The following is a 12,705-nucleotide window of genomic DNA, read 5'->3' on the forward strand; positions in this document are numbered from 1 at the left end:
TACTTATGCATGTGTAAACGATTTTGAATAAAGGAGTTAATTAATATGGAAAAAGATAAATGTAAAAATCCACCATCTGGAGATAAAAAGTTAACCTTAAAAGAAAAGATATCTTATGGTTTTGGTGATTTTGGTAATGGATTTATGTTTGACTTAGGTCAAGCATACCTTTCTAAATTTTTCACAGATGCTTGTGGCATACCAGCAGCAATGGCAAAAAATATATTTGTATATACAAAAATATTTGATGCATTTATGGATCCTATAGCTGGTTCAGCAGTAGATGCTAAGAAGCCTGGAAAGTATGGAAAATTCAGACCTGTAATGATGATTTCAGCTATTATATTAGGTATACTCACAGTAATAACATTTATTATGCCTCATTTTGGTTCAGTAACAGAAAAGCTTATATATGCTTATGCTGCTTATATGATATGGGGACTTGTTTATTCATTTACAAATGATCCTTATGGTTCGCTGGCATCTGTTATGACTCAGGATGTTGAAGAAAGAAGTCAGTTGGCAACGTTTAGACAAGCAGGTTCACTGGGAGCACAGCTTATAACTGGTGTAGCATTTGTACCTATACTAATACATTTTACAAATCCTAGGATTGGATATCCTATAGCTGCTGCTATTATGGCAATTATAGGTATAGGCTCATTTTATATATGCTTTAGAAATACTAGAGAACATGTAAAACCTCAAGCTAAAACAAAGGAAAAGATAGGTGTAAAAGAATGTTTTAAAGTAGTATTTACAAATAAACCACTATTATGTTTAATTCTCATGACATTATTTACTATATCTTCAATGAATGCAAATAACCAGATGATGATATATTATTGTCAATATGCACTTGGTAACGTAAAACTTCAGCCTGTTATAAATTCTATAATGATTGGATGTTCTGTTATAGGTATTGCAGCTATTCCCAAGATGGTTCAAAAATTTGGTAAAAAGAAAACAGCTATGATAGGCTTTATTGTTGGTATTGTTGCTGATGGACTAAATTTTATAGCACCACCTAATCCAGTTGTATTTACAATACTTGTAACTGTTGGATATGTAGCTTTAGCTATTCCAAATGGTGTTACATGGGCTTTTGTTTCAGATGCCATTGATTATGGTGAATGGCATACAGGACAAAGAAAAGAAGGTATAACTTATGCTGCATTTAATTTTTCAAGAAAAATAGCTCAATCGATAGCAGCATATGTTACTTTAGGAGCTTTACAAATGACAGGATATGTAGCAAATGCGCATCAAACTGCAAAGACTATACTTGGAATGAAAGCAGTAATGGCATTGTACCCAGCTTGTGCATTAGCTGTAGCAGCTATTGTAATCGGATTCTTGTACAAATTGACAGACGAAAAATACAGGGCAATAGTAGATGACCTTCATAATGGAAGATATGATGTAACTGTAAAATAGGATGTACTGAATTTTACAAATTATTAAAATTAATATAGTAAAGTGATTGTGTAACCAGTTTCTCTAGGGTTAAATACACTTTAGGTAATACAAGCATTTATTAGGGCTGCTGCATTAGCGATTTTTGAAATCATTATGTACAGTCCTTCTTCTTTAATAGACTAATTACTATTTTTAACATATATTTTTGGGAGGAAAATGTATGATCAAAAGAGCAAAGTTAAATAAACTACAAAATATAAAAATTACACAAAGTGTAATAATAATGTGGGTTATATCTTTATTAGCAACAATTATAATTGGAGTAGTAGGTTATGTAAATACATCTAAAATGTATAATACAATTGATAATGTAAACAGCAATGTTATTCCTAAATTAAAGGATTGGGAAGATGTAAATGGAGATATGGGAGTTTTGAGAAATACTTTAACCAAGATACTTGACAGACCTTTTGATGAAGAAAATGAAAAGACAATGCTAAAATTAAATAAGGATATAACTACCATAATATCTAGAAATGAAAACATATCAAAGAACGATAAAAAAGAAGCTGAACTTGTAAGTCAAATGAAAAATGCGTATGAGCATTATTATTCATTTATACCAAATATAATAGAACAAAGAAAACAAAATATTGTTCCAGATAAGGCAATAACTAATGTGGCAATGGGGAATTATGGTAATGATCTTGCTAAAAAAAATGTCAAGCTTGTTGAATATCAAAAACAAGCTGCCAATGAACAAAGCCAGAATTCAAAAAGTTTATATCACAACAATATGATATTGTTTATTACTATATTTATAATATCAATTTTAATTTTAACAGTGCTATCAGTGGTAATAATCAGTATAATAAAAAATTCAATAGATGAATTTACAGATAAACTAAAAATACTATCGGGCGGTAATTTTAAAATAAAATTTAATTCTCAGCTTACAAATGAATTTGGGACAATGAATAGGGCTTTGAATAAAACTGTTAATTCCATTTCAAATATTATTTCTATAATTAAAAATGATTCTATGGATGTTATGAAACAGTCTGAGTCACTTACAGGATTATCTGAAAAAATGAATTCTTATATAGGGAAAGTTTCAAATTCTATTTCAGATGTAGCTCAAGGGTCTTCACATCAAGCTGAAAAACTTGTGTCTATAAGTTCTAATTTAAATTCTTTTGGAGAAGAAATAAATAAAATAGCTCATTCTATAAACAAAATGGATGAAAGTACTAAAGTTATCAATAAAAAAACAAGGAAAAATAATGCAAAATTGAATGATTTAGGTACTTCTATAAATCAAATTTCATCATCTTATGATGAATCAAGAAAAAAGGTTGATGATTTAGCTGTTAGTATTAAAAAAATTACAGAAATAACGAATCTTATAAATGATATAGCAGATCAGACTGATTTACTTGCTTTAAATGCGGCAATTGAAGCAGCTAGAGCAGGGGAATCCGGGAAGGGATTTTCTGTTGTAGCAGACGAAATCAGAAAACTAGCAGAACAGTCTAAAAGGTCATCAAAAGATATAAATGATTTGATTGGCATTATAAATGAAGAAACGAACGTAGTTACAAAGACAACAAAGGATGCAAATGAGAAACTTGAAAATCAAGTTAGTGTAGTAAAGACTACTATTATTTCATTTAAAGATATAGTAAATGCTATGGATAATATATTACCGCAGGTTGAAGAAGTGAACAATTCAATAATTCTAATTAATAAGAGAAAAGATGAGATAATATCAAATGTGGAGGAATTATCTTCTGTGGCAGAAGAGAATTCAGCGTCTTCCCAGGAAATTTCATCATCTGCTGAAAATATGAATGAGTCATCACAAGATGTAGCAAAGTCAGCGCAATTGTTAAAGGGTACAATGAAAAGAATTTTAAAGCAAGTTGAGAAATTTGTGGTCTAAATAGTGACTAAAGGGCTAATAACTTTAAATTGAATTTTAAAATATAAAATATAGTGAACTTGTAAAAAGTGTGATATTATCAAAAGAAGAAATATAGGTTTATATAAGAAAGGTGGACATAATGAGCATAACAATAAAGGATATAGCAAAATTGGCAAATGTATCACATACAACAGTATCAAGAGCACTTAACAATAGCCCTTTAATAAACGAAGAAACTAAAATAAAGATAAAAGCTATAGCTGATAGATTGAATTACGTTCCAAATTATAGTGCAAAAAGTTTAGTATTGGATAAATCTTATACTATAGGTTTGTTTTTTTCTAGCATAAGTAAGGGTACATCTCCAGGTTTTTTCTTTGATACTGTAACAGGAGTTAATAGCACTATAGAAGAAAAATATAATTTAGTTATAAGAGGTATTGATGATTATAAGGATTTTACAAATATTAATGATAAAAGATTTGATGGAATTATTTTAATGAGTCAAAGTGATAATGACAATCCTTTTATTTATCATGTTGTGGAGAAAGGAATTCCATTAGTTGTCTTGGATAGAGAATTAGATGAAAAATCTTTAATAAACATTATATCTGATGATAAAGAAGGTACCTTTAAGGCTGCAGAACATTTGATAAAAAATGGACATAAAGATATAGCTATAATAGAAGGAAAAGAAGAATTTAAATCTACTAAAAGAAGAAAAGATGGATTTATGGAGGCTTTAATTCAATATAACGTACCAGTCCATAGTGAATATATTATTAAAGGAAATTATAGTATGAAAAGCGGATATAATGCCATGAGGGAACTTATTAATTTATCAAAATCTCCTACAGCAGTAGTTTGCTCTAATGATGATATGGCCGTAGGTGCTATAAAAGCTGTATTTGACAGTGGACTTCAAGTTCCCAAAGATATTTCAATAGTAGGTTTTGACGACATAGCAGTTTCAGAATATACTACCCCGGCACTTACTACTGTAAAGAGACCTATAGGAGAGATAAGTATAGCTGGAGGAAAAAAATTAATTGAGATAATGAATAAAGAAAACTACAAAGGTGAAAAAATTTATATTAAAACAGAGTTTATAGCAAGAGATTCTGTTCTAAACTTAAATAAAAATTATGATATAAAATAAGTTTGATTGATATTGGATAATTATGTTTTTTAGTTTAAACTTATTATATTTTGAAATCTGCCAACTTTAGATGGGAATGACTCAGCTTCAAAAAATAATGTATGGAATGCAATGCCGTGTCATGCCCATAACAGAAGAAAGTAAATGTATTTTATTTTAATAGCAGACTCAGAGAAAACAATTTAATATAAAATTTACAAAAAATAATTTAAAAATATTGTTAACGTGTGCAAAAGGCAGTATAATAGTATAGAAAGAAATAGTCGTAAAAATATATGAAATTTATACAGAAATTAAGTTTAGGTTTAGTTTGTTGTGCACACGTTAACAAAACAATTGGGAGGATAGATTATGAAATTAAATAAGGAAACTTTTAAAAATTATAAGAAATATCCAGAAAAAGTTTTGCAATTTGGGGGAGGTAATTTTTTAAGGGCATTTGTTGACTGGCAAATTGATAAAATGAATAAAGAAGCAGATTTTAATGGAAGTGCAGTAGTAGTTCAGCCTACTAAAGATGGAAAAGCTGATAAACTAAATGCCCAAGATTGTTTATTTAATTTATATCTTCAAGGAATAAAAGATGGAAAATCCGTTAGAGAACATTCTGTCATAAATAGTATAAGTAGAGCTGTCAATCCATATGTACATTATGAAGAATTCTTAAAAGTTGCAGAGCAGCCTGAATTAAGATTTATAGTTTCCAATACTACTGAAGCTGGAATTGCATTTGATGAAAACGATAAGTTAGAAGGCAGATCACAAAATAGTTATCCTGGAAAATTAACAGCATTTTTGTATCACAGATTTCAAACATTCAAGGGAGAGAAGGATAAGGGATTAATAATAATTCCTTGCGAACTCATAGATAGAAATGGTGAGAAACTAAAAGAAATAATACTTAAGTACACAGAAATGTGGAAGTTGGAACAAGACTTTGTAAATTGGTTAGAGGATTCCAATGTATTTTGCTGCAGTTTGGTAGATAGAATAGTTCCTGGATATCCAAAAGATACAATTAAAGAAATAACTGAAGAATTAGGATATGAAGATAGCCTTGTAGATGTAAGCGAACAATTTTATTTATGGGTAATTGAAGGACCACAGTGGATAAAAAATGAACTTCCAACTGAAAAAGCTGGATTAAACGTAAAGTTTGTTGAAGATATGACTCCTTATAGGACAAGAAAAGTTAGAATATTAAATGGAGCTCATACATCTTTAGTACCGGTTGCATATCTTTATGGATTAGATACTGTGGGACAGGCAGTTGAAGATGAAGTTATTGGAAAGTATGTTAGGGAAACTATAAATGATGAAATAATACCTACACTGGATTTACCAGAAGATGAATTAAAATATTTTGCAGGTGCAGTACTTGATAGATTTGCGAATCCATTTGTAAAACATTATCTCATGAGTATAGCATTAAATTCTATGTCAAAATTTGAAACTAGGGATTTGCCTTCACTATTGGAATATTTAAATAGAAAAGGAGAACTTCCTAAAAAATTATGTTTCTCTCTTGCATCATTAATAGAATTCTATAAGGGCAAAAGAGGAGAAGAAGATATAGAGCTAGCTGACAGTGAAGATATCTTAGATTTATACAGATCTTTATGGGAAAGTTATGATGGAACGGAGAAAGGACTTAGAAAGATAGTTACTTCTGTTTTGGCATATGAAAAGAATTGGGAAATGGATCTAAATAAAATAAAGGGCTTAACAGATAAAGTAACTGAATATTTGATAAAAATTGAGAGATTGGGTATGAAAGAGGCTGTAAAAGAGGTTATGTAATAAAATTTACTAAGGTATTAAAGAAACTATCATTATTTGGACTTTGAACTCTTTTAAAAGTTCTTATGGTAGTGAGATTTAATAGTATATCCACCTGTATGTGTCAACTTCTTACTTAGAATAATATAAAAGACATGTTTAGATGAAAGTGAGAGATATTTACATGAAAGATGTTATTAAAATAAATAAAAATGATAATGTAGCTGTGGCATTAAGAAACTTAAAAAAAGATGACATTGTAAAAGTAGAAAATGAAAGTATTTGTCTTAAAGAAGATGTTAAAAGAGGCCATAAAATAGCTGTAAAAAATATTAATAGCAAAGAGAATATAATTAAATATGGTTTCCCAATAGGACATGTAACTTGTGATGTTTTAGAAGGACAGTGGATTCATACACACAATGCTAAAACTAATTTGGAAGGTATAAAAAATTATAATTTTAGTCAAAAGTTAATAAAAAATGTGTTTAAAAATAAGAATTTAACTTTTAAGGGATATAGAAGAGAAAATGGAGATGTAGGTATAAGAAATGAGCTGTGGATAGTACCTACAGTAGGCTGTATCAATGGTATAGCAGATAAAGTTGTAGAAAAATTTAAAGCTGAAGTTGGCCCATTATATATAGACAATACTTTAGTATTAAAGCACAATTATGGATGCTCCCAGCTTGGAGAGGATCATGCTAGTACAAGAACGATACTAGCTGATGTCGTTAAACATCCCAATGCTGGTGGAGTACTTGTAATGGGCCTTGGCTGTGAAAATAATAAAATGTCTGAATTTAAAGAGATATTAGGTGATTATGACAAAAAAAGAGTAAAGTTCTTAGTAGCTCAAGAAGTTTCAGATGAAATAGGAGAGGGGGTAAAGCTGCTAAAAGAACTTTATAAAAATATGAAAAACGACAAGAGGGAAGATGTGCCTTTATCTGAACTTAAAATTGGACTTAAATGTGGAGGCTCTGATGGATTTTCTGGGATAACTGCAAATCCACTTCTAGGTAAATTTTCAGATTGGCTGATTGCACAAGGCGGAACAACCATTTTGACAGAAGTTCCAGAAATGTTTGGAGCAGAAACACTACTTATGAATAGAGCTAAAAATAGAAAAGTATTTGATAAAACTGTTCATTTGATAAATGATTTTAAAGAATACTTCATGAAGTATGATCAGCCTATATACGAAAACCCTTCACCTGGAAATAAAGCAGGAGGGATAACTACTCTTGAGGATAAGTCACTAGGCTGTACACAAAAGGCAGGAATAGAAACGGTAGTGGACGTGCTTGAGTATGGAGAAAAATTAAGAGAAAAAGGATTAAATCTTTTAAGTGCTCCTGGAAATGATTTAGTTGCAGCATCTGCACTGGCATCCTCAGGATGTCAGATTGTTTTATTTACAACAGGCAGGGGAACTCCCTTTGGAAGTTTTGTTCCTACTATGAAGATATCGACTAACTCTCAGTTATATAAATTAAAACCTCATTGGATTGATTTTAACGCAGGAGCCTTAGTAGAAGATAAATCTATGGACAGTTTATTAGATGAATTTATTCAATATGTAATTAAAGTGGCAAACGGTGAACTTGTAAACAACGAAAAAAATAATTTTAAGGAAATAGCTATATTTAAAAGAGGGGTTACCCTGTAATAAAAAATTTAATAGGATGAGGAGGATTTTTAAATGATAGAAAAAATAGAAACTTTAAGAAAAATTACTGAAGTTGGAGTTGTTGCAGTAGTTAGAGCTGAAAATTCTGAAACAGCAGAAAAAATTTCAAAAGCATGCATAGAAGGTGGTATACCTGCAATTGAAGTTACGTTTACTGTTCCTGGAGCAGATAAGGTAATAACATCATTAAAAGAAAAATTTTCAGAAGACGAACTTATAGTAGGGGCAGGGACAGTGCTTGATAGTGAAACAGCTAGAGTTGCAATACTTGCTGGTGCAAAATATATAGTAAGTCCTGGTTTTGACCTGGAAACTGTTAAGTTGTGCAACAGATATCAAGTTCCATACATGGCAGGATGCATGACTATTACTGAAATGATAAGGGCATTGGAAGCAGGAACAGATGTTATTAAATTATTTCCAGGAAGTGCATTTGGTCCTAAAATAGTAAAAGACATAAAGGCACCTCTTCCTCAAGTACCTATTATGCCAACAGGTGGTGTTAATTTAGAAAATGTAGGTGATTGGATAAAAAATGGTTGTATTGCAGTAGGTGTAGGAGGAAAGCTGACAGGTGGTGCAAAAACAGGTAATTATGATGAAGTTACAAAAACTGCAAAACTTTTTGTGGAAAAAGTAAGAGAAGCTAGAAATCAATAGTTAAGGGGAAGCTTAAAAAGAGACAGATACTTGTAATCTGTCTCTTTCATTTTTACTCTGACATATTTTTTAATCCTTCAATATCCTTAATATGAAAAGATGATCTGTTAAAATCAATAAGTCCCTCATCTCTCATATTACACATTTCCCGCGAAAGGGAAGGTCTTGAAACATTTAAAAATTCAGCTAGTTCATTTCGCTTCAAGGGAAGTTTGAAAGTACTTTTCCCTGATTTTTTATATTGTTCTATTAAAAAGGTACTTATTTTACCCCTCAAGTTCTTGATATTTAAATACTCTACATGTTTGTTTAGTACTAGTGCCCTATTGGATATAATTTTAAACATATTGCGAATGAGAGTGCGGTGCCATGAGCACATATTTTTACATTCACCTATAATTTTTTCACCAGGTAAAAATAAAACTGTACACTTATCTTGGGCTTCAACGGTAGCAGGAAGTACAGATTTTCCTGAAAAAACGGCCATTTCACCAAACATGTCTCCTGGATTCAAATTTGTCATAAACATTCTGTTTCCTGCAGCATTTTCCTTTACTACAACAGCTTTTCCAGCTATTACAATTCCAACGCTTTTAAATTCATCTCCACTTATAGCAATCAAATCATTTTTCTTGAATTGACTGATTTTAGGTTTAATGCAATTTAGCATGACAGTAATATCTTCTTTAGTAATATCTTGAAATAAGCTAATTTTTGATAATATATCCACATATTTTTCAAACATTTAATCACCTTTAATTTGGTAACAGAGGATACCGATTTATTACCATTATTATATTATACTCATCTCATAAAAGCAATTAAAAAATAATAAGGTTATGGGGTGTAAATATGGATAATATGTTTTGTTTTCAATGTGAACAAACTGCTTGTGGAAGTGGGTGTACAAAAGTAGGGGCATGTGGAAAGCAGCCTGATGTTGCAAATAAACAGGATAAGCTTACATGCAAACTTGTAGAACTTGCCTATGCTGCTGAAGGAAAAAATAGAGATAAAGCTGTAGATGAAGTTATGATGGAAGGTTTGTTTTCAACTGTTACTAATGTAAATTTTGATGTATCAAGGATTGATGAAATTATAAATGCAGTAGAAGTACAAAGTGAAAAATTTCAAAATGACAGTAAATTCCATTTTGATGGACTTTGGGATGGAGATACTGATATTGTATCCCTTCGCTCTACACTTCTTTTTGGAATTCGTGGTATGGCAGCATATGCATATCATGCCTGTAAGCTTGGTAAAAAAGACGAAGAAGTTATGGATTGGTTCTATAAAGGTATGAGAGCGGTTGGGGGAACGCATTCAGTAGAAGAGTGGCTAAACATTCTAATGGAATTTGGTGGTGTCAACTTAAAGTGTATGGCATTATTAGATGAAGCTAATACATCTGCTTATGGACAACCAGCTCCTGTAAAAGTAACTACAAATGTTGAAAAAGGTCCATTTATAGTTATTACAGGTCATGACTTATATGATTTAAAGATGCTCCTTGAACAGACAGAAGGAAAAGGGATAAATATATATACTCATGGAGAAATGCTCCCTGCACATGGGTATCCCGAGCTTAAAAAATATAAACACTTGAAGGGGAACTTTGGTACTGCATGGCAGAATCAGAGAAAGGAATTTGACAATATTCCTGCACCTATATTATTTACAACTAATTGTCTTGTACCTCCAAGTGAAAATTATTCAGATAGAATATTTACTACAGATGTTGTAGGATTTCCTGGACTTAAACATGTTAAGGCAGATGGAAATGGAAGAAAAGATTTTAGTGAAATTATAAATAAAGCACTTGAACTTGGTGGATATACTGAAGATAAAAATTTTACAGGTATAAATGGTGGAAGTGTACTTACAACTGGATTTGCTCATGATGCAGTGCTTGGAGTAGCAGATAAAATAGTAGAGACAATTAAAAATGGAGGAATCAAGCACATATTCCTGGTAGGAGGCTGTGATGGAGCAAAGTCTGGCAGAAACTATTATACCGAGTTTGTAAAGAAAGCACCAAAGGACAGCCTTATATTAACTCTTGCCTGTGGAAAATATCGTTTTAATGATTTAGATTTAGGAGATATTCAAGGTATTCCACGTATTATTGATGTTGGTCAGTGTAATGATGCTTATTCCGCTATACAGATTGCTTTAGCACTTGCAAATGTATTTAAATGTGGAGTAAATGATTTACCGCTTACACTAGTACTGTCATGGTACGAACAAAAAGCTGTATGTATATTGCTTACTTTATTGTCTCTTGGAATAAAAAACATTTATGTAGGACCTTCTATTCCAGCATTTTTCTCATCAAATGTGTTGAATGTTTTAGTTGATAAATTCAGCATAAAGCCCACTACGACAGTGGAGGATGATTTAAAAGCTATATTGAAATAAGATAGAATATCTATAGAGAGAGTTCCTAAGCAAAAAATCAACTTATGCTCCGAATATTTTTTACAAACACAAGCACGTTAAATATTTTGATAAGTCTAAGCAGAAAATTTATAAAAACCTAAGGACTTTTGAAAACTCGTACCTCAGACAATTCAAAAGTCCTAAGCTTTTTTATAAATTTTCCACTAAGACTTATATACAAAATATTTAAATGTGCTTATTTATTGTAAAAATATTTCTATGTATAAGTTGATTTTTAAGTTAGAAAACTTACACATATAGGGTTTTCAATTTAAAAGTTAACTCTTCAATACAACTTCTAGAAGAAGGTTTAAACAATCTAGCTTTAAGATAATTCCATATATTCTTCTGAGTATTCATATATGGTGAATATCGGGGAAGGTAAATAAGCTTAAGTTTTTCCTTAACCTTTTGGTAAGAAGTTTGAATTAGGAAACTAGTATGATTTTTAGCATTATCAAGGAATACAACAACCTTTTTGCCAGGATTAATTTTCATTAAATATTCCAAATGTGATTTTACTTCTTCGTAAAGAAAATATATATACAATGTAAATATGGAAAATTCATGTTATAATTTTAGAAGTTAGATATGGAGGTTTTATTGATGGGTCAAAGGTTACTGATAGTTGAAGATGATGAGGCAATTGCAAACATATTAAAGGAACATCTTGAAAAAGAAGGATATGAAGTTAATTGGGCATCAAGTGGCAAAGAGGGATTAGAGGATTTTAAAACATATGAATTTGCACTTGTAATGATAGATATAATGCTGCCTGAAATGGATGGCTTCACTCTTTGCAAGAATATAAGATGGATAAATGAAGATATACCAGTAATGATAATAAGTGCAAAGCAGACGGAAATGGATAAAGTGAAAGGATTAAAGCTTGGAGCAGATGATTATATAACAAAACCTTTTAGTTTGATTGAAGTTTCTGCAAGAATTGAAGCGCATTTAAGAAGGTATAAAAAGGTAGATAGAGAGTCTGCCATAAATGGAATATTAAAATTTAAAAATGGACTTATTATAATACCTGAGGAAAAAAAGGTTACTGTGAATGAAAAAGAAATTCAAATGACTATAAAAGAATTTGAACTTTTAAGTCTTATGGCACAAAATCCAAACAAAGTATTTTCAAAAGAAGAATTATATCATCACATATGGGAGAGTATGGATGTTGAAGGAAACAATACTGTAACTGTACACATAAAAGAACTTAGAGAAAAAATAGGAGACAGTAGTAAAAATCCTACTTTTATAAAAACTGTATGGGGAGTAGGCTATAAGTTTATAGGAGAAAGGAATATAGGTTAAATAAGGAGTAAAATTATGGATTATAAAATTGTTCTGATGCTTGCGACAGCAGGATTTCTAATATGGATAGTGACAGATATAAGCCAAATACGAAATGATAATGCAAGAATGAATGCAACTTTGAATAGGATTGCTAGAAAAATAGGAGCATTTGATACATTAACAGATGAATTAAAAAAACTTATTTTGGAGAATGAAAGAATTAAGGCAATCAAATTATATAGAGAGTCTACTGGGTGTGGGCTAGTTGAAGCTAAGGAATATATCGATACTTTAAAAGAAGAACTAAATAAAAATGGCTAATTAAATTTTTCA

General features: G+C 30.7%; 11 protein-coding genes. 9 read left to right on the plus strand and 2 right to left on the minus strand.

Annotated features, from left to right (window positions below):
• Positions 1-45 precede the first annotated feature (45 nt).
• The 6 genes from WY13_RS16025 to WY13_RS16050 all read left to right on the plus strand — a co-directional run bounded on the left by WY13_RS16025 (position 46) and on the right by WY13_RS16050 (position 8,634).
• Positions 46-1,437, plus strand: a complete 1,392-nt coding sequence (locus WY13_RS16025; RefSeq protein ID WP_063556596.1) for a glycoside-pentoside-hexuronide (GPH):cation symporter — start codon at positions 46-48, stop codon at positions 1,435-1,437.
• A gap of 202 nt (positions 1,438-1,639) precedes the next feature.
• On the plus strand, positions 1,640-3,361 hold the full coding sequence (locus tag WY13_RS16030; RefSeq protein ID WP_063556597.1) for a methyl-accepting chemotaxis protein: 1,722 nt from the start codon (positions 1,640-1,642) through the stop codon (positions 3,359-3,361).
• A 121-nt stretch (positions 3,362-3,482) separates the two neighbouring features.
• Entirely contained in the window at positions 3,483-4,502 is a 1,020-nt protein-coding gene (locus WY13_RS16035; RefSeq protein ID WP_063556598.1) for a LacI family DNA-binding transcriptional regulator, read from the plus strand.
• A gap of 351 nt (positions 4,503-4,853) precedes the next feature.
• Positions 4,854-6,302, plus strand: coding sequence for a tagaturonate reductase (locus WY13_RS16040; protein ID WP_063556599.1), 1,449 nt, complete (start codon positions 4,854-4,856; stop codon positions 6,300-6,302).
• Between the two features lie 163 nt (positions 6,303-6,465).
• The gene (locus WY13_RS16045; protein WP_063556600.1) at positions 6,466-7,953 is read left to right on the plus strand and encodes a UxaA family hydrolase; all 1,488 of its coding nucleotides are present in this window, start codon (positions 6,466-6,468) and stop codon (positions 7,951-7,953) included.
• Positions 7,954-7,986: 33 nt separating this feature from the next.
• Positions 7,987-8,634 (plus strand): bifunctional 4-hydroxy-2-oxoglutarate aldolase/2-dehydro-3-deoxy-phosphogluconate aldolase, encoded by a 648-nt coding sequence (locus WY13_RS16050; RefSeq protein WP_063556601.1) that lies wholly within the window; start codon positions 7,987-7,989, stop codon positions 8,632-8,634.
• Positions 8,635-8,686: 52 nt separating this feature from the next.
• On the opposite strand, the gene WY13_RS16055 is transcribed toward WY13_RS16050, so the two are convergent.
• A complete protein-coding gene (locus WY13_RS16055; RefSeq protein WP_063556602.1) occupies positions 8,687-9,379 on the minus strand; it encodes a Crp/Fnr family transcriptional regulator in 693 nt (230 codons plus the stop codon).
• Between the two features lie 107 nt (positions 9,380-9,486).
• Here WY13_RS16055 and hcp point away from each other — a divergent pair, with 107 nt between their 5' ends.
• The gene (gene hcp / locus WY13_RS16060) at positions 9,487-11,052 is read left to right on the plus strand and encodes a hydroxylamine reductase (RefSeq protein ID WP_063556603.1); all 1,566 of its coding nucleotides are present in this window, start codon (positions 9,487-9,489) and stop codon (positions 11,050-11,052) included.
• Positions 11,053-11,322: 270 nt separating this feature from the next.
• On the opposite strand, the gene WY13_RS22330 is transcribed toward hcp, so the two are convergent.
• Positions 11,323-11,622, minus strand: a complete 300-nt coding sequence (locus WY13_RS22330) for a transposase (RefSeq protein WP_431602469.1) — start codon at positions 11,620-11,622, stop codon at positions 11,323-11,325.
• A gap of 57 nt (positions 11,623-11,679) precedes the next feature.
• Between WY13_RS22330 and WY13_RS16070 the strand changes: the two genes are divergently transcribed.
• Together WY13_RS16070 and WY13_RS16075 are read left to right on the plus strand one after the other, a co-directional pair.
• Complete coding sequence (locus tag WY13_RS16070; protein ID WP_063556605.1) at positions 11,680-12,390, plus strand: response regulator transcription factor; 711 nt, start codon at positions 11,680-11,682, stop codon at positions 12,388-12,390.
• 15 nt (positions 12,391-12,405) lie between these two features.
• Positions 12,406-12,693 carry a ribosomal protein L7/L12 gene (locus WY13_RS16075; RefSeq protein ID WP_063556606.1) on the plus strand — a complete coding sequence of 96 codons (288 nt, stop codon included), beginning with the start codon at positions 12,406-12,408 and terminating at the stop codon, positions 12,691-12,693.
• The last annotated feature ends 12 nt before the right edge of the window (positions 12,694-12,705 follow it).

This window comes from Clostridium ljungdahlii (assembly GCF_001636845.1).
In the GTDB taxonomy this organism is placed as follows: domain Bacteria; phylum Bacillota; class Clostridia; order Clostridiales; family Clostridiaceae; genus Clostridium_B; species Clostridium_B ljungdahlii_A.

Coding starts and splice junctions, on each gene's coding strand:
- WY13_RS16025 (WP_063556596.1), top strand. CDS start 46: ATGGAAAAAGATAAATGTAAAAATCCACCATCTGGAGATAAAAAGTTA.
- WY13_RS16030 (WP_063556597.1), top strand. CDS start 1,640: ATGATCAAAAGAGCAAAGTTAAATAAACTACAAAATATAAAAATTACA.
- WY13_RS16035 (WP_063556598.1), top strand. CDS start 3,483: ATGAGCATAACAATAAAGGATATAGCAAAATTGGCAAATGTATCACAT.
- WY13_RS16040 (WP_063556599.1), top strand. CDS start 4,854: ATGAAATTAAATAAGGAAACTTTTAAAAATTATAAGAAATATCCAGAA.
- WY13_RS16045 (WP_063556600.1), top strand. CDS start 6,466: ATGAAAGATGTTATTAAAATAAATAAAAATGATAATGTAGCTGTGGCA.
- WY13_RS16050 (WP_063556601.1), top strand. CDS start 7,987: ATGATAGAAAAAATAGAAACTTTAAGAAAAATTACTGAAGTTGGAGTT.
- WY13_RS16055 (WP_063556602.1), bottom strand. CDS start 9,379: ATGTTTGAAAAATATGTGGATATATTATCAAAAATTAGCTTATTTCAA.
- hcp (WP_063556603.1), top strand. CDS start 9,487: ATGGATAATATGTTTTGTTTTCAATGTGAACAAACTGCTTGTGGAAGT.
- WY13_RS16070 (WP_063556605.1), top strand. CDS start 11,680: ATGGGTCAAAGGTTACTGATAGTTGAAGATGATGAGGCAATTGCAAAC.
- WY13_RS16075 (WP_063556606.1), top strand. CDS start 12,406: ATGGATTATAAAATTGTTCTGATGCTTGCGACAGCAGGATTTCTAATA.